Here is a 22,252-nt window from a genome sequence, read left to right as displayed (position 1 = left end):
ACAGGATATCTCGGGATGGCTGGATCCGCCGCCCTGATTGGGTTATGCGTTGATGCACAGCAGAACCGAAAACGACATCGGCGGATATGACCGCGGACGATGCGCCAAACCGGAGCCGCAAACGCGTTTCCGATTGGAATAAACCTGCAATGTCGTTATCTTTACGCCGCCTGCCGCTGGAGACTCCAGCGGCTGTTTGTTATAAACAACCGAAGGTGATATGATTCATTCGTGGCGGAAGCGCCGGCAGCACCTGCCGGCCTGATTCACGGATGTGCCATGTGCCGGAAGAAAACCGATAAAGACACATGAAAAAGAATTTTTATGAAGTGACCTTTATCATCAATCCCGTTCTTGAAGAAGATCAGGTCAAGGAGGTCAAGGAGAACTTTGAGTCCTTTGTGACCGGAAAGGGCGCGGAGATTGATGAAGTGGATGAGTGGGGCATCAAGCGCCTCGCCTACGAGATGGATGGAAAGAACAGCGGCTACTACGTGAATGCCTACATCAACGCTCCCTCGACGATTGTGACCGATCTCGAGAAGTATTTCAAGCTGCAGGAAAACGTTCTGAGACACCTTGTGCTGAAATACGACAACAAGATGCTCAAGCACCTTGAGATGAAGAAAAAAGGCAAATTGCCGGTCATTTTCACGGAAACGCCCGAAGAAGAAGCGTAATCCACCCAACGTAAAGGAGAAAAGAAATGTTAAAAAACCCCGCACATCCCAAGAAAGGAAACCTCAAGGAGAAAGAGTGCAAATTCTCCAAAGCCGGTGTGATTTACATCGACTACAAGGACGTGGACACGCTGGAGCGGTTTGTCAATGATCAGGGGAAAATCCTTCCCCGCCGTGTCACCGGTACCAGCGCGAAATATCAGCGGCAACTCGCCCTTGCCATCAAACGGGCCCGTCATCTCGGCCTGCTTCCGTTTGTTGCCGAAAATCTCAGATAATCACATTTTAAGGAGTTAAACATGCAAGTTATTCTTAAACAGGATGTCGAAAAACTGGGGCTGGCCGGTGAAGTCGTTGATGTGAAGGATGGTTTCGGAAGAAATTACCTGATTCCCACCGGACGAGCCGTACTCGCAACCCCCGGAGCCCGCAAGGCGGTCGACAATCAACTCAAAAAAGTACTGGAGCAGCGCAAAGCTGATCTCGAAACAGCCAGGGAAACCGCTGAAAAACTGCAGGGAATCAACATCACCCTTGCCGTGAAAGCAGGCGAACAGGGCAAAATTTTCGGTACGGTCACCAACGTTCAGATCGCCGATGCCCTCAAGGACAAAGGTTTCGACATCGATCGCAAGAAGATCCAGATCGATGACAACGTCAATCAGCTTGGCGAATATACCGCCACCATCAGCCTCCATGAAGAGGTGAAAGTATCCCTTACTTTCTGGGTGGTGAAAGCCGAGGATTGATTGCTCATGGAAGACTATCTTTCCTGAACTATCCGTTCTTTCAAAGGAAACACAGTTGCTGTGTTTCCTTTTTTTTTATCCGGCGATAACTTCAATTGGATCTTTTGAGAAAATGGGTCTTTTTCTGGATGGCTGCCGCGGGCGTCCTGGCCTCGGCAAATCTGCAGGCACAGGTGGCTTTGGAGAAAGAACGTGTGGTGGCAGTTACCGTGGCCGACTCCCTCGTGGTGCTGGATCCCTGGATTCTTCCGGAAACCTTCGACGTTCTGGCTGATGGTGAACCGCTGGCGGAGGAACAGTGGTCACTGGATCCCGTGAGAGGGGTGTGGAGCTGGGATGCACCGCAATCCGTCAGGGCTTCCGCCGATACCCTGCGCTTCTCCTACCGGGTATGGCCCCTGGATCTGCCGGTCTCGGTCTATGAGCGGGAATGGGTGGACACCGATACCCTGCGGGATGCCGACGATCCGGAAGAGTTCGAACAGATTGCCCGAAGAGCTGTGACCCGGCAGGATCTGTTTGCGGGCACCGACCTGAACCGGAGCGGAAGTATACGTCGCGGCGTGGTTGTAGGGTCCGCCCAGGATTTCTCCCTGGAAAGCGGACTCAATTTCGACATCTCGGGCAACATCACCGACGACCTGGAGCTGGTGGCCTCTCTTACCGACCGCAGTACCCCCATCCAGCCCGACGGTACCACGCAAACCCTGAGGGAATTTGACCAGGTCTATATACGCCTTAGCCACGAAATGGGCCGGCTTCAGATGGGTGATATCGATATGCGTCTCGACCGGAGCAATTTCGCGGTGATCGACCGGCGGCTCCAGGGGGTGGATGTCCGCGCCAATCTGAATCGGTATGGCGATTACCAGGGCTCCGCCGCCGTGGTGCGCGGCCAGTATCACGAAATGGCATTTCGCGGGGAGGATGGTGTCCAGGGCCCGTACCGCCTGGCCGGGGCGGAGAACGAAGCGTTCATCATCGTGCTTGCCGGTTCCGAACGGGTGTACATAAATGGTCAGCGCATGGTTCGCGGGGAGGAAAACGACTACGTGATTGATTACGGACTTGGTGAAATCACCTTCACTTCCAACCGCATCATCACCGACCACTCCAGGATTACGGTCGATTTTCAGTACCTGACCGATGCCTATACCCGTACGGTGATATCTGCCGAGGCGGAACACGACCGGCTGCTGAACGGCAGAGCATCGTTCGGCGCTTCGATCATCCGCGAAGCGGATAATGTAAATATGAGCAGCCGCCTGTTTCTGACCGATACCGAGCGGGAGGTTTTGAGACAGGCCGGCGATGATCCGTCCAGGGCGGTCGTCAGCGGGGCGGATTCGGTCGGCTTCCGCCGCGATGCCGATTTTCTGCTCTACAGCCGGGTCGACACCCTCTTCGAAGGGGAACAATACCGGATCTTTGAGCACATTCCGGGGGATTCGTCAGGAGTATTCCGGGTTCAGTTTAGCCGGGTCGGCGAAGGAGAAGGCGACTATCGGCGGGTCGGCCGGGCAGCGAACGGCATTCTGTATGAATGGGTTGGTCCGGGCAAAGGCAATTACGCCCCGCAGCGGCAGATCTCCCGGCCGGTTGAACAGAGCATGATCGCCCTCCGAAGCTCGTTTCGCGCAACATCACACCTGACGGTTTACGGAGAGTGGGCGGGCAGCTACCACGATCGCAACCGCCTGTCGCCCCTGGACAATCACAACAACCACGATATGGGCTTTTTGGGAGGGGTGGAACTGACCTCCCGGCCAACACGCCTGGGCCGTTTCGGGCTGGATGTCAGAGGCCGTTACGAGGGGGAGCACTTTGCCTATTTCGACCGGGTCAGGGAGGTTGAATTCGACAGGCGTTGGAACCTTTCGGAGTTGCAGGCGGCCAGTGAAAGAAGGCTGGAGGGCAGCGGGAGATGGGCCCCATCGGACTTCACCGAATTGGAGATAGGAGCAGGCGCCATTGAACGCGGCGAGTTCGATGGAACACGCGGCGATATGAGGCTGCTTTCGGAAGAGGAGGGGCTGCCGGGTATCGATTACTATCTGGAGTATGTCGCCAGCAGTGACCGCTACCGGGACCAGGAGGGCAACTGGCTGCGACAGCGCGGACGCATCGATCACACATGGTCTGCTCCCGGCGGAACCCTCCACCCGGAGTTCGTTTTCGAACAGGAGGATCGCAGGCAGCGAGCCACGGTATCGGATTCGCTGCTTCCGCAATCATTTCGGTTCTTTGAAATCGGTCCGGGCCTGTTTTACCGGATCACCGACGAGTTCCGGATCGGAAGTACCCTCCGTTACCGGGAGGACAGAGGGATACTGAACGGGGAGATGCGGCAGGAGTCGCATGAAATGACCCAGAGATATGTTCTGGAGTATGGCAGGGGCAGCCAGTTCCGGACAGAGAACATGCTGGGGCTGCGCAAACGGGTGTTTGATGAGGCATTCCGGCAAGAACAGCAACGGATGGACAGTCGCGGAGTACTGGTGAGGTCTGTAACCGACTATCGCCCCTGGAACCGGTTTGTCGAAACGCAGCTGCTCTACGATGCCAACACCGAACGCAGGCCGTTGATGCAGGAGGCGTTCATCGAAGTGGGTCCCGAGATGGGCCAGTATGTCTGGGAGGATCTGAATAACGACGGGGTTCAGCAGGTGGATGAATTTTTCCCGGAACAGAGTCCGAATGAGGGCACATTCATCAAACAGCTCATTCCATCGGAAGAGCTGTTTCCCGTGATAGCGCTCCGGGTGCGATGGCGCACATCGCTGGACCCGTCCCGGCTGATCGACCCGCACGACGCCCGGTTTTCCGATTGGCTGGATTTTCTTTCGGGCATACGGTGGAACTCGGTGGTCGATATCCGGGAGGAGAACCGCACGGAAGATCTCGAGGACATTTATTTACTGCGACTTGACCGGTTTCGTGACGACAGCCTCACCATCTCCGGCAGGGTGTTTCTGGAACAGGACCTGGAGCTGTTCCGGAATAATACACGCCGGGACCTTCGTTTTACCGCCGACCGGATGCTGTCACAGAACCGGCAGGCAAGCGGTATTGAGAAGCAGCGGATTGAAAACCTGACTGCCAGGGGTGGCGGCCGGCTTGGCAGGCGTTACAGGGTGTCGGCGGCCATAACCGTTGGAAAAAGCGAGAACCTGAGCGAAACATTCGCCTCGCGAAACTATTCGATTATAAGCAGGGAAATTCGGCCGCGGGTGGATATCCGCTGGAATCAGTCCGTTAACTCCGGTGCCGGGGTATCGCTGATCCGGAAAAGGGATAGCCACCCCGCAGAAACGGCACAGGTGACCGGGGTCACAACCCATCTGGATTCCAGACTGAATCTCGCCGCCCGCTGGCAGGCGACGGTGCGTGTGGAATACCGCCGTTTTGATCTGAGCGGTGGCCCATCCACAACCATGGGAGAATTTGAAATGACCGAAGGCGCCGGCCTGGGCAGCACCTGGTCCTGGTCGGTTCAGTCCGATTACCGGATCAGTGACTTCCTGAGGGCCAGTCTTCAATACGACGGCAGAACAGTTACGGCACGTCCCCTGGTGCAGACAATGAGATTTACGATGAGTGCAGTTTTTTAATCCTATTTTAATAAAAAAACGCTATTTTGCTGCTCAGGATAAATTGATACATACGTAACGTTGAATGGTATCGTTTTTTACAGTTCCGCAATTGTTGGCAATTATGGTTACGCCTCATACGGAATCTGCAGCTTCAATACTATTTATCCCCGATTATATGACCCCATTTATATGTTTTTTCCTGAATCTGGCGGTTCCTGGCCGTCGGATTGCCTTAGATGCTAAGGACTCAGGGGCTTTGACATTTGATGCAAAATAGTCTATAATCTCCACATTGCGAATTGTCTATTACCAGAATACAACATTAGTAAAAAATCGGAGAATCGTATGACCCTCTCGTTTAGTGCACTGCTCTTCCAGGGCGCCCTGGAAGAAGGATTATTCAACATGCTTGTCGGTTATTTCAATGAAGGTGGTCCGTTCATGTGGCCCGTTCTCATTGCATTGATCCTTGGACTTGCCATATTTCTCGAGCGTCTGATAACGCTCAACAGAGCTGATATCAACACCCGTAATTTTATCCTGGATGTCAAAGAGGCGTTGCAGGATGGAGGCATTGAGTCTGCCGAAGAGCTTTGCTCTTCCACCCGTGGCCCTGTTGCTTCCGTTTTTCAGGCCGGTCTGCTTCGTGCCGATGAGGGTATCGATGCGGCGGAAAAAGCGATTCAGTCCTACGGCTCCATCGAGATGAGTTTTCTCGAGCGCGGCCTGGTCTGGCTTTCCCTGTTTATCGCCATCGCTCCGATGCTTGGATTTACCGGAACCGTTATCGGTATGATCCAGGCCTTTGATGCCATTGAGGCTGCCGGTGATATTTCACCGAGTCTGGTTGCCGGAGGTATCAAGGTAGCTCTTCTTACAACTGCTTCGGGTCTGATTGCCGGTATCATTCTGCAGGTCGGGTACAACTACTGCGTTTCCAAGATCGACCGGCTGGTTGTGGATATGGAAGAAAGCTCGATTGTACTGGTTGACTCCATTGCACTTCTCCAGCAAGGCAAACCGATTATTTCGGAAGAGGAGAAAGCAGAGCGCAATGCCAAAAAAGGTGAGGATTCTTCTGAGGAGTCCGCTTCCTAACCACTTACCTTTTAAATTTTTCTCATTATGTACGTACCCATTGCAATCGGACTGATGCTGGCATTGGTTGTTGTAGGCCTGCTGTCCATGGTCGGATTTGGTATCAAAAACATTATTCAGGGAAAGCAGGAAGTTTTCAAGATTCTGATTTATGTGATACCTGCTGTCATTTTCGGCATATCCTATCTTATAACAGGTGGTGTTACCGATGCGGCCATGCTTACCATGCTGATCACCATGGCGGTTCTCGCCCTGATGCTGATCATAACCGGTATTCGTACCACTTTTAAATTCTGAATTCAGATATGCTTCTAAAAAAACGCTCACGTGAGACAGCGGAAGTACCTCAGGCAGGGATGGCGGATATCGCCTTCCTGCTCCTGATTTTCTTCCTTGTTGTCACGACGATCGACGTTGATACCGGTATCGGGATGCAGCTGCCCCCGCCGCCGGATCCGGAACAGGAGCCGCCTCCAATCCGGGAACGTAATCTCATGAACATTCTCGTCAACGCCCAGGGGCTGATTCTGATCAATGAGGAGCCCGCCAGCCTGGCTGAAGTACAGCAACTGGTCATGGATTTTGTGGATAACGAGAACCGGGCTCAGGATCCGAATCTGGCCGAGTCTCCGCGGCAAGCCATTGTCTCTATCAAGACCGATCGCCAGACCTCTTACGAGATCTATATCGATATGCTTGACGAGGTGATCGGGGCATATCGGCAATTGCGCAACGAGGCTGCGCAAAGGGAGTTTGGAATCTCCTATCGCGAGTACACAAATCGTGTTCCCAGGGAAGACAACGTCATTCGCGAAATGTATCCTCAGAACATATCCCTTGCTGAACCAGATCCCGGTTCATAATAATTTGTTGATGTAATTATGTCAAAATTTCAAAAAAAACAGGCACAGACCAAGCAGCAGGTTCCTACCGCTGCCATGCCGGATATCATCTTCATGTTGCTCATCTTCTTCATGGTGGTAACGGTATTGCGCGAGGTGGAGCTTCAGGTCAGGGTAGATTTTACCCGTGCCGACAACATTGAAAAAATTGAGCAGAAACGACTGGTCAGCTACATCTATATCGGACCGGAAATTCTTGGTGGTGGCCGTTATGGTCAGACTCGCGTGCAGATTGACGACGCTTTGATCGACGATATCTATGCCATCCGGAATTTGATGTACGATAAACTGATGGAAGAGCCCCGTCTCATTGTATCCCTCCGGGTTGACGAGGAGTCCGAGATGGGCGTGGTCAGTGATGTGCAGCAGGAGTTGCGCGAGGCCGGAACCCTGCGTATCAATTACTCTACGCTGCGCGGAGAAGGTGCTCCAATGTAATTCTTTCCCACTGGTGCTAACGCTGCTTTAGCTGTAAAGCGAATGGTACCGGATGTTGTATTCTGAAGGCAACCTGGATTGTTCCGGGTTGCCTTTTTTTTCGTTTCATGAGGTATTGCCGAAACCGGGCAATACACTCCACTTTCAAGGCTCATCTTATGAATAAAAAGATATCGGATATCGGGCGTCAGGGCCTGATCAGAAAACTGAGTGCCTCTGCTGGTTGGCGTTCCGATCTGGTGATCCAGGGTATCGGCGACGATGCCGCTGTCCTGGAAAAAGACGAACACTCATATTCACTTGTTTCCAGCGAAACTTTTGTCGAAGGTGTAGAATTTGATCTTTCATTTATGCCGTTTCATCAGGTTGGCGCCAAAGCAATATCGGCGGCTGTAAGTGATATCTACGCCATGAACGGCCGGCCCGAAGCGGTACTGGTCAACCTCGGTATTCCGAACAGGATAACGGTGGAAATGATTGAGGAGCTTTACAAGGGGATCGGCATGGCCTGTTCCGATTACGCGTGCCAGCTGGCGGGCGGGGATCTGACAGGATCCCACAATGCGCTTGTAATCTCCGTGACGGCATACGGTGTAGTTGAGAAGGAAAGCATTACTTATAACAGGGGAGCCCGGAGGGATGATGCCATTTGTGTTACCGGTGATCTGGGCGGCGCGCTTGCCGGCCTTAAAATCCTCCTTAGGGAGAAGAAACACTGGGAGGATTCGCAGGACCCGGTGATGCAGCCGGATTTATCCGACTGGGACTATATTGTAAAGCGCCAGCTTGTACCCGTTGCGCGAAAAGATGTCATCTCCATCTTCCGGGAACATCAGATAATACCCTCCTCCATGGTGGATATAAGTCAGGGCTTGATTCATGATCTAAACCGGCTTTTTGCAGATTCCAGGACAGGCGCATATATCTATCAGGCCGCCATTCCGATAGATCTTCAAACACGACAGGCTGCCGATGAAATGAAAGAAGACGTGGATAAATATGCTCTGTACGGAGGAGAGGATTTTGAACTGCTCTTCACCGCCGGGGAAAAAGAAGTGACCCGCCTGGCCGAACATTTCAGTAATTTTGCCGTTATAGGGAAAGTCACAGACGATGGCGGGAAGATTGAAATGCAATCGGCGGAAGGGGATGTCATATCCTTCGAACCGGAATAGGAAAATAACGTATCTTTTGGCTCCTGCTGCTGTCATCATTACAGCGCGCTACTTACGAACCACCCCGTGCCGTATTGAAGAGCTAAACCCGAGTCAAAGGCAGATATCGCCATGTCAGATAAAAAAAACCGGGCATCCGGAAAAAAGAACGCAGGGAAGAACGGACGCAAAGGCCCTCGCCTGTCCATCTGGTTCTATGTAGTGATACTTCTGCTTCTCCTGACGGTTCCATATCTGTCGCTGTTTCCCGATGGCGTGAAAACCATAAGTTACAGCACTTTTCTGGATCACGTGAAAAAGGGTTATGTGGAAAGTGTTACCGTTATCGACGGCAAGTATATCGAGGGCTATTATCATTCGGATGCCGTCAATGAGGGGCATGTTACGTTTGAGGAAACCTCCGATTTTAACTGGTTCGGAATGGCCGAGGAGGAGCCGCCAACCTACCCCTTCAAACTGACCATGATCGAGGGCGATGAAATTCGTCCACTGCTGGACGAACATCAGGTGGCGTATGATGCGAAAATCAGCGACAATTGGTTCAGCGGACTTTTTATCTGGATGATTCCGTTGATTCTGCTCATCGCCTTGTGGATATTCATTTTCCGCCGGATGAACCCCGGTTCACAGATGATGAATATCGGCAAAAGCAAGGCGGCTCTGTACGACCATCAAAGCGACGATGGAATCACATTCAAGGATGTAGCCGGCCTGGAAGAGGCCAAGGAAGAGGTAGAGGAAGTGGTGGCTTTCCTGAAGGATCCCCAGAAGTTTACCCGGCTGGGAGGCAATATTCCCAAAGGGGTGTTGCTGGTAGGGCCGCCCGGAACCGGAAAAACCATGCTGGGAAAGGCGACGGCGGGCGAGGCCAACGTCCCGTTTTTCAGCCTGAGCGGATCCGACTTTGTTGAGATGTTTGTCGGTGTGGGAGCATCCCGTGTTCGCGATTTGTTCAAGGAGGCCAAGGAGAAAGCCCCCTGCATCATATTTATTGATGAAATTGACGCCATAGGCCGGAGTCGCGGCAAGAATCAGGTTACCGGCTCCAACGACGAGCGGGAGAATACGCTGAATCAGTTGCTGGCGGAGATGGATGGTTTTAATACCGATAAGGGTGTGATCATTATGGCAGCCACCAACCGGCCCGATGTGCTGGACTCGGCGCTCATGCGGCCGGGTCGTTTCGATCGTCAGATCCTTGTCGATAAACCCGATCTGAACGGCCGGAAGGAGGTTCTTGAGGTTCATACCAAGAAACTGACTATTTCGGATAATGTGGATCTGCACCTTTTGGCCTCCCAAACACCAGGATTCGCCGGTGCCGAACTGGCAAACATGTGTAATGAAGCGGCCCTGCTGGCTTCCCGCAGAGATAAAACGGCGATTGAAATGATTGATTTTCAGGATGCCATCGAACGGGTCGTAGCCGGACTCGAAAAGAAGAACAAGATCATCAGTCCGGATGAACGCCGGGTGATCGCCTATCACGAAGCGGGCCATGCCGTCGTCGGCTGGTATCTGGAGCACACCGATCCCGTCATGAAAGTGAGCATTGTGCCCCGCGGGTTTGCCGCTTTGGGCTACACGCTTCAAACGCCGCTCGAAGACCGGTTTCTCATGACGACCGAAGAGCTGGATGACAAAATCTGTGCCCTGCTTGGAGGCCGGGTTTCGGAAGAGATTATCTTCGGAAAAGTATCCACAGGCGCCAGAAACGACCTGGAACGTGTTTCCGCGCTGGCCTATGCGATGGTTACGGAATACGGAATGGGCGACGAACTCGGGTATATGTCATTCCACGACTCCTCGGCAGACGACAGTGGATTCGGTTTTGGAAAAAAATATTCCGAACGGACGGCCGAGAGGATCGACAGCGCTGTGCAGAGTATTATCAGGCGCAACCTTGATAGAACCAGGAAGCTTTTGCTGGACAAGAAAGAAATGCTGGTAGCTCTCTCCGAAACACTGCTGGAAAAGGAGATTATGGGATCCCGTGAACTGATTGATTTGCTTGGAGAACGACCAGTAGGCAGATATCCTCAAACATCTCGCCGTGATGAGATGGAGCTTCAAGGTCCGGGTACCGAGAGCGGGGACAAGGCGGAGCAGCAATAAAAAACAGTGTATGAATTGCACCGCAGGAACCGTGGGTGATGCTTTTGTGTTGTCGTATTTCCGCTAATCACAATAGACAGTTAACCGACCGTGATATTCGTAACCCGCAAAGAGCACTTTACTGCCGCCCACAGATTGCATAATCCCGAAAAAAGCGATTCATGGAATCGTGAGACATTCGGGCCATGCAACCACCCCAACTGGCACGGCCACAACTATGTTATTGAAGTGACCGTGGCCGGAAAGCCGGACCCCGAAACCGGATATGTAATCGATTTGGGCAAGTTGAAAGAACGGATCCAGGAACGGATTATCATCAAATGCGACCACAAAAACCTCAATCTGGATGTGGATTTCTTGCAGGGAGTGATACCCTCGGCGGAGAACCTGGCGCAAGCTTTCTTCATGGAACTGCACGGCGATGTTCGTGAACTGTGCTACGAAGGTTCGCTCTATTCGGTGAAGCTGTATGAAACGGAAAGGAATATAGCGGAGTACCGTGACGTTTAACCTACGATTTATACATCCCAATGAGCACCTATAATTTGAAACGCTTTTACGATCCCACATTCACGCTTTCAGATGCTTATAAAAGCAGCTTGCCTGATTTGCAAAACGGACCGGCTTCGCTTATTGAAGGGGCGAATGTTCCTATCCAGCAGGTTGGAATATCAAACTTCCGCCTTCCAATGAAATATCGTCGCCTGGACGGCGAAATCCTCACGCTGGAGACATCCGTTGATGGCTATGTGAGTCTGGATGCCGGAAAAAAAGGCATCAATATGAGCCGTATTATGCGCTCATTCTATGATTTCAAGGATGATATCGTTTCGCAGGAGGTGTTGGAATATATTCTCAGAGCTTATCGTGAGAACCTGAAAAGCCGTGAGAGCCATGTACGGCTGAGCGTCAATTACCCACTGCTTCAGGAAAGCCTCAGATCTGGCCTAAGTGGTTATCAGTACTATCCGGTATCATTTGAGGGCCATATGGACGAGAACGGGGCTATGCGGAAGTACATGAATATTGATTTTGAATACAGCAGCGCCTGCCCGTGCTCTTACGAGCTGGCGGAGCATGCCCGCGAAATGAGAGATGTAGCGGCCATATCCCACAGCCAGCGGAGTGTTACCAACGTTACGGTGGAGTGCCATGAGTACGTCCATCCCGAAAAACTGATCTCCCTGTTGAGGGAGGCGCTCAAAACAGAGACCCAGGTGATGGTTAAGCGCGAGGATGAGCAGGCTTTCGCCGAATTGAATGGCGCCTATCAAAAATTTGTCGAAGATGCCGCCCGGCTGGTGTATGAGCGCCTCGACAAGCAGGAGGAGATTCGGGATTTCGTTGTGCGCTGTTCGCACATGGAGAGCCTGCACAGCCACGACGCCGTCAGCAGAATCTGCAAGGGCATACCTGGTGGTTTAAGGTAACGGAAAAGCCGACAAAAAAGCCTGGTATGGCTGGGCCTGAGAGTGGATCATCGGCCTTGCCCGGTACTGCGGTCGATTGTCTGGCCGGCTTCGCATGCCAGCCTGCAGAGACCAGATTTACAGTACGGTTCAGGCAGTGCTCTTCGCTTTTCCGGCAGTAACACCCAGCGCTTCACGGACCAACTGCTCCTGCTCAAACGCGTGGAGGCTGGTGGATCCGGTTGCCGGTGAAGCCGATGCTGCACGACCGGAGTAGACAAGTTCCTGCCCCTCTCTGAGCAATGGACGGAGTCGGTCCTGCATGAACTGCCATCCCCCCATATTCCGGGGTTCTTCCTGGCACCAAACTACCTGTTCCGCATTTTCATGTGATGCTATCAGGGATGCGATATCGCGATCGGGGAACGGGTAAAACTGCTCGACTCTGGCTACAGCGACATCATCAATCTGCTCGGCTTCCACCATATCCATCAGGTCGTAATAAACCTTGCCCGAGCACAGTATCAGTTTCTCGGCATCAGAGGCACTTTTCATCCTCTGGTCTGAAATCACTTCCTGGAAACGACCATCCGCCAGCTCCTCGATTGAGGCCACCACTTTGGAGTGTCGCAGGAGGCTTTTCGGAGCCATGATAACCAGCGGTTTGTTATCTGACCTCAAGGCCTGACGCCGCAGTAAATGGTAGTACTGCGCCGGTGTCGTGCAGTTGGCCACCTGGATGTTATCATTGGCACTAAGCTGCAAGAAGCGCTCCAAACGGGCGGAGGAGTGTTCCGGCCCCTGGCCTTCATACCCGTGAGGGAGCAGCATGACGATACCGCTTGTTTGGCGCCATTTGCTTTCACTGGCAGCGATATACTGATCGATGATAATCTGTGCGCCGTTGTTGAAGTCGCCGAACTGAGCTTCCCACAGAACCAGGGCCTGCGGCCTGAGGCTGCTGTAGCCGAACTCAAATCCCAAAACGGCAAATTCGCTTAAGAGGCTGTTGAAAACCTTAAATGTGGCCTGGTTATCCTGAAGATTGTTGAGTGGTACGAATGTCTGCTGCCGCTCGGTTCCGTGTAACACCGAGTGGCGGTGGGAAAAGGTGCCGCGCTCGGAGTCCTGGCCGCTAAGCCTCACAGGCCGCTCTTCCACCAGCAGGCTGCCGAAAGCAAGCGCCTCGGCAAACCCCCAGTCGATCTTCTTCAAATTCTTTTCTACGATTTCGTTTCTCTTGGCCAGAATGCGCAGCAATTTCGGATTCCCGTCGAAATCGGGCGGCAGCGTATTCAGCTTTGTACCAATTTCCTTGAGCCGCTCCATGTCGAAACGGGTGTCCGGCAGGTCTTTGGACCACTCCTCCTGCTTTTTTTCATGACGCCTGACAATTTCAACGGGAGAGGTACCCTCATTCTTTGCTTTTCTTGCATCTTTGAAGGCGGATTCAAGCAGCTCGTCAAATTCTTCGAAAATCTGCTGCGTCTCCTCTTTTGTCAATTCTTTCCGGCGCACCAGCTCATTCGTATAGCGTTCGCGCACACTCGGATGATCGTAAATTTCCTTGTAGAGACTGGGTTGTGTAAATCCCGGCTCGTCCCCCTCATTATGACCGTGTTTGCGGTAGCAAATCAGATCGATCACCACATCCTTGCCAAATTTCTGACGATAATCGAGTGCCAGCTTGATACTTTGAATCGCCGCCTCGGGCTCATCGCCGTTAACATGGAAAATGGGAGCCAGAATCATCTTTGCCAGATCCGATGCATACTCCGTGGATCTGCCGTCCTTGGGCAACGTGGTAAAACCAATCTGGTTGTTGATGATAAGGTGGATGGTTCCACCGGTAGAAAAACCTTCCAGCTGCGACATGTTCAGGGTTTCGGCCACAACCCCCTGGCCGGCGAATGCGGCGTCACCATGGATGAGCAGAGGAATAACCTTTTTATCCGCCTGTTCGTCATCACTCTGATCCTGAAGAGCCCTGACCGCCCCCTCGACTACCGGGTTCACCGACTCAAGATGGCTGGGGTTCGGCATGAGCAAAAGTTTAATTTCATTGCCGTTCTCGGCTTTGTGGACCGATTTCGCACCCAGATGATACTTGACATCACCGGTACCCATGGCCGACTCGGGATCGATATTGCCTTCGAATTCGGCAAATACCTTTTGATAGGATTTGTTGAGCGTATTCACCAGTACATTCAGACGCCCACGGTGGGCCATACCCAATACGACATCCGAAACCGCATAAGTGGCCGCCCGCTCCAGCAAATAATCGATCATTGGAATAACCGTATCGGCTCCTTCCAGTGAGAACCGCTTGTGCCCGATATATTTCTTGTGCAGGAACTCCTCAAAGGCACTCGCCTGATTCAGCTTGCGGAGGATTCGCCTTTTTTCCTCCTTGTTGAGTCCCGGATTGTTCATGGTGGATTCCATGGTATCCCGCAGCCAGGACCGTTCCTCGACTTCCAGAATATGAGTGTACTGGGCGCCGATGTGTCCGCAGTAGGTATTCCGTAGAATATCGATGATATTTCGAAGTGTTGTGACCTGCTCGGAACCACCCAGTTTGCTCGGGTAAAATTTCCTGTCAAGGTCCCATACCGTAAGCCCGTGATAGTGAAAATCGAGCTCGGGGTTGTATCCGGTCCCAAACTTGAGCGGATTAAGCTCGGCCATGACATGCCCGTGTCTGCGGTACCGGTCGATCAGCCGGCTGACGGCAACCGCCTTTTTGTCGGATATTTCCTTGTCGGACCCTCCGTCCAGGGCTCCAATATACTGGTCGGTGCCGTAGGGAATCGGCTCGTAGGGAATGTCCAGCTCATCAAAGATGGATTCGTAAAACTCGGTAGGCCCGGAGAGAAGCTCCTGGATACGGGCAAGGAATGACCCTGACTCCGCTCCCTGAATAATGCGGTGATCGTAGGTGCAGGTGATATTCATCACACGGCTGATACCGAGATGGCTCAAAAGATCCTGGGACATCGACTGGAACTCCGCCGGATAGTTGATGGCTCCGGTGGCGATTATCGCGCCCTGCCCTCTCATCAGCCGGGGCATGGACGATACCGTTCCAATGGTGCCCGGGTTGGTAATGGAGATGGTCGTGCCCAGATAGTCATCAATTTCCAACTCGCCGTTGCGGGCCCGGTTGACCAACTCGTGGTATGCCTCGAGAAACTCCCGGAAGGTCATGGTATCCACTTTTTTGATATTGGGTACCACAAGATTTCGGGAGCCGTCCTTGTTCGGCAGGTCGATGGCGATGCCCAGGTTGACGGAGCCGGGTACGACCCTGGCCGGTTTCCCCCCTTTTTCTCCAAAATGGTGGTTCAGCTGCGGGAAATCCTTCAGTGCGGCAATAATGGCCCACGCGATGAAATGAGTGAGTGTCGCTTTGGGCTGAAGCCTTTTTTCAAGGTAACTGTTGATGATCCGCCGGTCTTCCATCAACATTTTGACAGGTATCACCCTGAGAGAAGTCGCTGTGGGAACTTCAAGGCTTTGAGACATGTTCTCTGCCAGCTTGACAGCTACGCCCTTAAGCGGTTTGTACTCAAAGTCTTCGGACTCACTCTCCGTATCATCACCCCGTTGATCCGTTTTTTCCCTGGCCCCGCTTTTGGCGGAAGTCTTCTGATCGGCGGCGGGAGCCTTGTCGTTTTTGGGTCGTTTGGGAAGATCCGACGGCTCGGACGGTGTCTTTTTGCCGGTAGCGGGATCAGCGGTGCCTTCAGTTGCAGCAGATTCCGGACCGGATTCGCTCTCCAGTTCATCAAAGTATGTTCGCCAGTATTCCGGAACGGATTCCGGGTTTTCCAGGTATTGATCGTAGAGATCCTCAACGAGGGCGGCATTCGGACCGAATTGTGCTTCTATTTTTTTCAAAATCGCCAGGATGTTTTATGAAGTGTGTTTTTGGATACGTGCAAATTTCAGGCACGGAGCATCGGAGAATTGTAGAAAACTAAAGTATAATAACGATATGAGGAATAAAAACGTTGATGCAGGAGGCAAAAAAGAGAGGCTCCTGACGGATAACCCGGGACGTGTTACAGAATCACTTCCGTATGCCGGACCGGTCGGGTCGCCCAGGAAGCCGGCACAAACTTTTTCCGGTAACTCCGAACGGTTTGACGTCTGAATACCACACGGGTGAAAGTCGGATCAACCCTTACCCGAGGTTACTTTTTTTCTTATACTCCGTGACCATAAAAACGAAAGAACAAATAATGGCAACAAAAGAGCAAACAGGCGCAGAAAAAGTGCGCTGGGATCTGTCGGATCTCTATCATGGCCTTGATGACCCTCAATTTGCAAACGACCGCGAGCTGGCGCTCCAAAAAGCGGATGCCTTTGCCGAAAAATGGCGCGGACGAATTGCGGAACTGACCCCCGCCGAATTCTCATCGGTCCTGGACGAGTATTCCGGGATACTGGAAATCATGAGCCGTCTGGGTTCCTTCGCGTACCTTGGCTGGACCACCAACACCGAGGATCCCGCACTGGGCAAGGCGGTTCAGGAATCCAATGAGCTCTCTTCGGAGATCTCCCGGAAACTGGTGTTCTTCACGGTGGAATGGCTGGCCATGGAGGAACAGGAGGCAGCCCGGCTGATTGAAAGCGACGAACTGACTTTTTACAGACACTATCTGGAAACGTCCAGGATGGATAAGCCCCATATCCTGGAAGAGAAGGAAGAGAAAATTCTTTCGGCAAAATCTGTTACCGGCGCAAAAGCCTGGGTCCGTTTTTTTGATGAAACGCTTGGAGCATCCCGTTTTGTCCTGGATGGTGAAACCCTTACAGAGTCGGAAATACTGGGCAAAATGCATGACCCTGACCGGAACGTCAGGCGAAAAGCATCGGAAGTGTTCACGGAGGGTCTGGCCCGGAGGAAGCACCCGCTGACCTATGTGTTCAATACCTTGCTGGTCGACAAATACACCAACGACCGCCTCAGAAACTATCCCCACTGGCTCAAAGCGCGCAACCTGTCAAATGAAATTTCGGATGAGAGCGTCGATTCACTTGTGGATGCCGTCGTAGCACATTATCCGCTGGTGCAGCGATTTTACAGATTGAAAAAGAAACTGCTCGGCCTGGATGAGATGATGGAGTTCGATCGTTATGCGCCCGTCCGCAAAAACAGGGAGAAAATCAGCTGGACTGAGGCGCGCAGGATTGTTGTCGAATCCTACACCGAGTTTCACCCTGAGATGGGCCGCATCGCTGACCTGTTTTTTGAAAAGCGCTGGATTGATGCCGCCATGGGCCCGGGAAAACGGGGCGGCGCCTATTCCGCATCCACTGTTCCCTCGGTGCACCCGTATGTGTTCATGAACTATGAAGGCAGGATACGGGACGTCCAGACCCTCGCCCATGAACTGGGGCACGGGGTGCATCAGTACCTGTCACGCAAGCAGGGCATTCTGCAGGCAGGGACGCCGCTAACTACGGCCGAAACGGCCTCGGTCTTCGGCGAGATGCTGGTATTCCGAAAACTGCTGTCCTCCCTGGATGACCCTGCTGAAAAGCTGGCGCTGCTGGTTGGGAAAATTGATGATACCATCGCAACTGTATTTCGTCAGGTTTCCATGAACCGGTTCGAAGACCGCATCCACAAAGCCCGCAGGGAAGAGGGCGAACTCACCACCGACCGTTTTTCGGATCTCTGGATGGAGACCCAGAAACCGGTATATGGTGACTCGGTAACGCTCTCGGATAATTATCGCCTATGGTGGAGCTATATCCCGCATTTTGTCCATACTCCGGGGTATGTCTATGCCTATGCGTTCGGTGAACTGCTGGTGCTTGCCCTGTATCAGGAGTACCAGCGGGCCCCGAACGGTTTCGATCAAAAGTATCTGGCAATGCTCGAAAAGGGAGGATCCGAATGGCCCGACAGGATGACCGATGAACTGGGCGTGGACATCCGGCAACGCACTTTCTGGAATCGCGGGCTGCAGGCCGTGGAAACCATGATCGGAGAGGCGGAATCCCTTCTTGATTCTGTGGACGCTTCACGGTAACATATTCTGGTAACCAATGGCAGCGAAATGACATACAAAGACAACAGGGAGGGCGAACATCTTCAAAACTTCAAGAAGATGATTCGCGATTTGCTAATTCTGCTAAGGACATCGCTGCAGGCGGAGACGGTCTCCCTGCACTGGGTGAACAGCAATCGGGATGTGCTGGTCCTGGAGGGGTTTGAAACCAACCAGAAGAATGTGGTTTACCAGGATCGTGTATCCAGGAAAGAGCACTTTTTAGGCAGGTTTGATGCGATCAAGTCGGTAACCCGCCTTGAGACGGGAACCCATCTCGCCACCTCCGAACTGACCCATTACACCTCTGATCCTCCGGTAAATTATCTCTATCTGATCCCGTTTACCTACAACACGGAAACGGTAGCCATAACGACGGTGGAGACATCCGAAAAATCGCAGCTTACCGGAACAGAAGAAGCCGCTATTGCCGCGTATGAAGATGTACTTTTCCGCCTTTTGAAAACACATCTGGAGTTGAGCGACCTCTCCGAAAAGCAGACGGAGTGGAGTGATTACGAGGAAACGGTGAAAAAACTGATCCGGTCGCGTTCCGCCTATTCGCTCGTTACCTGCCTGCTGGAAGAGCTTCAGGAATATGCCGGCAGTAACGGCGGCGCCGTACTGATGGCACGAGGCATGGATGACTGGCACACCGTGCTTTATTCGGAAAAAGCAGCTTATCCGCCGCCATTAGGACTACGTGTTCAGGAGAACTCCATCTCGGGCCAGGCGCTTGGCAGCGGGGAGCCGTTATTTTCAAGCCATCTGAACGCAAACCCCAAGCGGATCTCGGTTCACGAGCCGTTATGCAACGGAGCCTCTCTGGCCGTGCCGGTCATGCACCGACAGCGAAGACAGCTGGTTGCACTCTCCTACTCGGAAAATCCGCTCGTTTTCAATGAAGCCACGAAACATAAAATTGGGAATCTATGCCGGGTAGCCGGACTCAAAATGGAGTCCATGTTCCCAGGGCTGGATGTGCAGGAGGATATTTTTGCCGCAGGCAATTCCGGCTATCGCAAAGATCTTTTTTCAGGGGCGCTGTCGACGCTGCAACGGCATCACAAAAACCGGAATGGGGTATTGCAAAGCTGGGTCGGTATGGTGGGCATCGGGAATATTGCCGATTTGCGCAGCAAACACCGGCTCGACGACCTGCTTGATCTGCAGCATCAGGTTCTGCGCCGGCTCAGGCCGCAGGAATACGGATTTTCCGGAATCCTGGGAGAATACAGCGACTATGTCTACTGCTTTCTGTTGCAATCTGCCGATGAGGCGGCATTCGGTCAGTGGACGGATGGTGTTGAAGAGGCATTTCGGAGTCCGGTCCCGTTTTCCGCCGGCATCAGCGAGCGGGTAACCCTGCATCTCGGTTATTTATTGATGGATAACGGGACGGATGCAGACCGGATCATCGGAGAGGTGAGAAAAGCGATGAACCAGGCTATGAAGCAGGAATTATTTAAAATGGAGGTTTAGGATGGGGGTGTGCTATCTGCTGATTATCGACGGACTGGGTGTCGGTGCCCAGGAAGATGCCGAAAGCTACGGTGATGCCGGCAGCAACACCCTAGGGCATGTCGTGAATCAAACCCGGTGCAAACTGCCGGAATTAGAAAAACTGGGTCTCGGTAACATCATCCCGCTCGAAACGGTCGCCCCTGTGAGAAATCCACTTGCCGCGTTTGGGAAAATGCGTCAGCAATCAGCTGGCAAGGATTCGACCTCCGGACACTGGGAAATTGCCGGGGTGCGGATGGAGCGTCCGTTTCCAACATATCCGAAGGGGTTCCCGCAGGATGTCATCCGGAAATTCTGTGAACGGACCGGCAACGAGCGGGTGCTGTCCAACCGGCCCGCATCCGGTACAGCCGTCATTGAGCAGTTTGGCGAAGAGCACCAGAAGACGGGGTTGCCCATTGTCTACACTTCGGCCGACAGTGTGTTTCAGGTGGCGTGTCATGTGGATACGGTTCCGCTTGAAACTCTGTACGATTGGTGTATCATTGCCCGTAAAGAGATTATGGTGGATGAGCACGCGGTAGGCCGGGTGATTGCACGTCCCTTTGCCGGTGAGCCGGGAGCCTATCATCGAAAATCGGATCAGAGGCACGACTACTCACTGGTTCCCCCCGACCCCTTTCTCCCCAAATACTTGCAGGAGCAGGGCATTGAGACTGTCTCTGTCGGCAAGGTCATCGACCTGTTTGCAGAAAAGGGATTTACGAAGGCAATACGGACAAAGAGCAACACCGAGGGCATAGAGAAGCTGCTGCATGTGATGGGCGAGATGAAAACCGGATCCGAAAGCTTTGTGTTCATCAATCTCATCGAAACCGACCAGAATTTCGGTCATCGTAATGATGTGCCCGGTTTTGCCGCGGCCCTGGAGGAGATCGACCGTGCCATTCCAAAGTTTCTGGAGCATTTGAAGCAGGATGACCTGCTGATCATTACCGGCGATCACGGGAATGATCCGGCCATGCCCAGTACCGACCACTCCCGGGAGTTCACGCCCCTTCTGGTGTATCCGGCCCATAAAGCCGATTCACCGGAACTTCAGACCCGGGCGGGGTTCTCAGATGTTGCCGTTTCAGTATGCCACTATTTTGGGCTGGATAACCCCTTTGCCGGGAAAAGCTTCATCAGATAAGTAACGATTTGTCAGAACTCAAAGGAATGCTGGACTGCGGTTGAGCTGTTTTAATAATTGCCGATAATAGACAAATAACATCTTTACTTTTGAATCGTTTTGAAATAGCCGTTCCGGAACGTTTCCCGAATCTCACCGATAATAAATAGTTGTACAAGAAAACGTGTTCTAAAGATCGTATATTTGCGGAATTAAAATCCCCGGACCATTCGATTGAACCAACACCCAAACCAAGTATTTCAAGTGGCCAAAAAGAAGAAAGAACCAAAAAATCCAAGTCCCAGCGGAATTTCAACCAGAGAATCACAGTCCCTTGACCGGTATTTGCAGGAGATCGGTAAAGTGAACCTGATCACTCCCGATGAGGAGGTGGATCTGGCCAAAAAAATTCAGGCCGGTGACCAGGATGCTCTTGAAAAACTGACCAAGGCGAATTTGAGGTTTGTTGTCTCTGTTGCCAAACAGTACCAAAACCAGGGGCTGTCGCTCGGTGACCTGATCAATGAGGGAAACCTGGGCCTGATCAAAGCCGCCAAACGTTTTGATGAAACCAGAGGCTTCAAGTTTATTTCCTACGCGGTCTGGTGGATCCGTCAGTCCATTTTGCAGGCGCTTGCCGAACAGAGTCGAATTGTCCGGCTTCCGTTGAACCGGGTGGGTGCCCTCAATAAAATCGGAAAAGAACTCTCCAAGCTGGAGCAGGAGTACGAACGCATTCCCTCGGCATCGGAACTTGCCGAGAGCCTGGAAATGACGGTGTCTGAAGTTTCCGATACCCTGAAAATCTCAGGACGCCATCTTTCTGTGGATGCGCCGTTTGCCCAGGGTGAGGATAACCGTCTGCTGGATGTACTTGAGAATGAGGAGACCCCAGATCCCGACAACGACCTGATGGGTGAGTCGCTGAAGGTGGAGATCGAAAGAGCTTTGTCGAAGCTGACCAAGCGGGAAGCAGAGGTGATTCGACTCTATTTTGGAATTGGCCGTGAGCATTCCCTGACCCTCGAAGAGATCGGTGAACGTTTTGATCTTACCCGTGAACGTGTCCGCCAGATCAAGGAAAAAGCACTCAGAAAACTCCGCCATCACAACAGAAGCCTGGCCTTGCGAGTGTATCTGGGATAAAAACCCTGCTAAGCAGCGACGGATGCGTTTATTTTGTCTCTGAGAGATCGGATAGGGAAAAGGGGAATCTCATCGAACCTTTTTTTCTCTGATACGTAAAAAAAGTAGAATTATCAGTGCAATTTTTGGTTTTTCTTCTATATTGCTAGTATACGGAAGCAATCCAGATCATGTACAGTCCGGGCAAGCGGCCCGGAAGATAAACTATACGAGAGGAACAGGTGAGGCCTGAAGCCTGAAGTCTCTGCAA

General features: G+C 52.5%; 17 protein-coding genes. 16 read left to right on the top strand and 1 reads right to left on the bottom strand.

Features of this window, described 5'->3' with window-relative positions; translation table 11 throughout:
- The first annotated feature begins 308 nt into the window (after positions 1-308).
- The 12 genes from rpsF to folE2 all read left to right on the top strand — a co-directional run bounded on the left by rpsF (position 309) and on the right by folE2 (position 12,180).
- Complete coding sequence (gene rpsF / locus QA596_11235; GenBank protein MDG5768040.1) at positions 309-680, top strand: 30S ribosomal protein S6; 372 nt, start codon at positions 309-311, stop codon at positions 678-680.
- Between the two features lie 26 nt (positions 681-706).
- The gene (gene rpsR / locus QA596_11230; GenBank protein MDG5768039.1) at positions 707-958 is read left to right on the top strand and encodes a 30S ribosomal protein S18; all 252 of its coding nucleotides are present in this window, start codon (positions 707-709) and stop codon (positions 956-958) included.
- A gap of 21 nt (positions 959-979) precedes the next feature.
- Entirely contained in the window at positions 980-1,429 is a 450-nt protein-coding gene (gene rplI / locus QA596_11225) for a 50S ribosomal protein L9 (protein ID MDG5768038.1), read from the top strand.
- A gap of 95 nt (positions 1,430-1,524) precedes the next feature.
- A complete protein-coding gene (locus tag QA596_11220; protein ID MDG5768037.1) occupies positions 1,525-5,040 on the top strand; it encodes a hypothetical protein in 3,516 nt (1,171 codons plus the stop codon).
- A gap of 327 nt (positions 5,041-5,367) precedes the next feature.
- On the top strand, positions 5,368-6,120 hold the full coding sequence (locus QA596_11215) for a MotA/TolQ/ExbB proton channel family protein (GenBank protein ID MDG5768036.1): 753 nt from the start codon (positions 5,368-5,370) through the stop codon (positions 6,118-6,120).
- Positions 6,121-6,147: 27 nt separating this feature from the next.
- Entirely contained in the window at positions 6,148-6,417 is a 270-nt protein-coding gene (locus QA596_11210) for a hypothetical protein (protein ID MDG5768035.1), read from the top strand.
- An 8-nt stretch (positions 6,418-6,425) separates the two neighbouring features.
- A complete protein-coding gene (locus QA596_11205; protein MDG5768034.1) occupies positions 6,426-6,983 on the top strand; it encodes a biopolymer transporter ExbD in 558 nt (185 codons plus the stop codon).
- A gap of 18 nt (positions 6,984-7,001) precedes the next feature.
- Positions 7,002-7,460 carry a biopolymer transporter ExbD gene (locus tag QA596_11200; GenBank protein MDG5768033.1) on the top strand — a complete coding sequence of 153 codons (459 nt, stop codon included), beginning with the start codon at positions 7,002-7,004 and terminating at the stop codon, positions 7,458-7,460.
- A gap of 158 nt (positions 7,461-7,618) precedes the next feature.
- Positions 7,619-8,635, top strand: coding sequence for a thiamine-phosphate kinase (thiL, locus tag QA596_11195; GenBank protein MDG5768032.1), 1,017 nt, complete (start codon positions 7,619-7,621; stop codon positions 8,633-8,635).
- A gap of 111 nt (positions 8,636-8,746) precedes the next feature.
- Positions 8,747-10,750 carry an ATP-dependent zinc metalloprotease FtsH gene (ftsH, locus tag QA596_11190; GenBank protein ID MDG5768031.1) on the top strand — a complete coding sequence of 668 codons (2,004 nt, stop codon included), beginning with the start codon at positions 8,747-8,749 and terminating at the stop codon, positions 10,748-10,750.
- A 90-nt stretch (positions 10,751-10,840) separates the two neighbouring features.
- Entirely contained in the window at positions 10,841-11,260 is a 420-nt protein-coding gene (locus QA596_11185; protein ID MDG5768030.1) for a 6-carboxytetrahydropterin synthase, read from the top strand.
- A 20-nt stretch (positions 11,261-11,280) separates the two neighbouring features.
- Positions 11,281-12,180 carry a GTP cyclohydrolase FolE2 gene (gene folE2 / locus QA596_11180; GenBank protein MDG5768029.1) on the top strand — a complete coding sequence of 300 codons (900 nt, stop codon included), beginning with the start codon at positions 11,281-11,283 and terminating at the stop codon, positions 12,178-12,180.
- 129 nt (positions 12,181-12,309) lie between these two features.
- Here folE2 and QA596_11175 read toward each other — a convergent pair whose 3' ends face one another.
- The gene (locus QA596_11175; protein MDG5768028.1) at positions 12,310-16,059 is read right to left on the bottom strand and encodes a multifunctional oxoglutarate decarboxylase/oxoglutarate dehydrogenase thiamine pyrophosphate-binding subunit/dihydrolipoyllysine-residue succinyltransferase subunit; all 3,750 of its coding nucleotides are present in this window, start codon (positions 16,057-16,059) and stop codon (positions 12,310-12,312) included.
- Between the two features lie 344 nt (positions 16,060-16,403).
- Here QA596_11175 and QA596_11170 point away from each other — a divergent pair, with 344 nt between their 5' ends.
- From QA596_11170 to QA596_11155, 4 genes are all read left to right on the top strand, one after another.
- The gene (locus QA596_11170) at positions 16,404-18,203 is read left to right on the top strand and encodes a M3 family oligoendopeptidase (protein MDG5768027.1); all 1,800 of its coding nucleotides are present in this window, start codon (positions 16,404-16,406) and stop codon (positions 18,201-18,203) included.
- A 27-nt stretch (positions 18,204-18,230) separates the two neighbouring features.
- On the top strand, positions 18,231-19,703 hold the full coding sequence (locus QA596_11165; protein MDG5768026.1) for a GAF domain-containing protein: 1,473 nt from the start codon (positions 18,231-18,233) through the stop codon (positions 19,701-19,703).
- A gap of 1 nt (position 19,704) precedes the next feature.
- Complete coding sequence (locus QA596_11160; protein ID MDG5768025.1) at positions 19,705-20,877, top strand: phosphopentomutase; 1,173 nt, start codon at positions 19,705-19,707, stop codon at positions 20,875-20,877.
- 243 nt (positions 20,878-21,120) lie between these two features.
- The gene (locus QA596_11155) at positions 21,121-22,002 is read left to right on the top strand and encodes an RNA polymerase sigma factor RpoD/SigA (GenBank protein MDG5768024.1); all 882 of its coding nucleotides are present in this window, start codon (positions 21,121-21,123) and stop codon (positions 22,000-22,002) included.
- The last annotated feature ends 250 nt before the right edge of the window (positions 22,003-22,252 follow it).

The organism is Balneolales bacterium ANBcel1 (assembly GCA_029688905.1).
GTDB lineage: Bacteria > Bacteroidota > Rhodothermia > Balneolales > Natronogracilivirgulaceae > SLLW01.
This window is presented reverse-complemented; position numbering and strand designations above follow the sequence as displayed.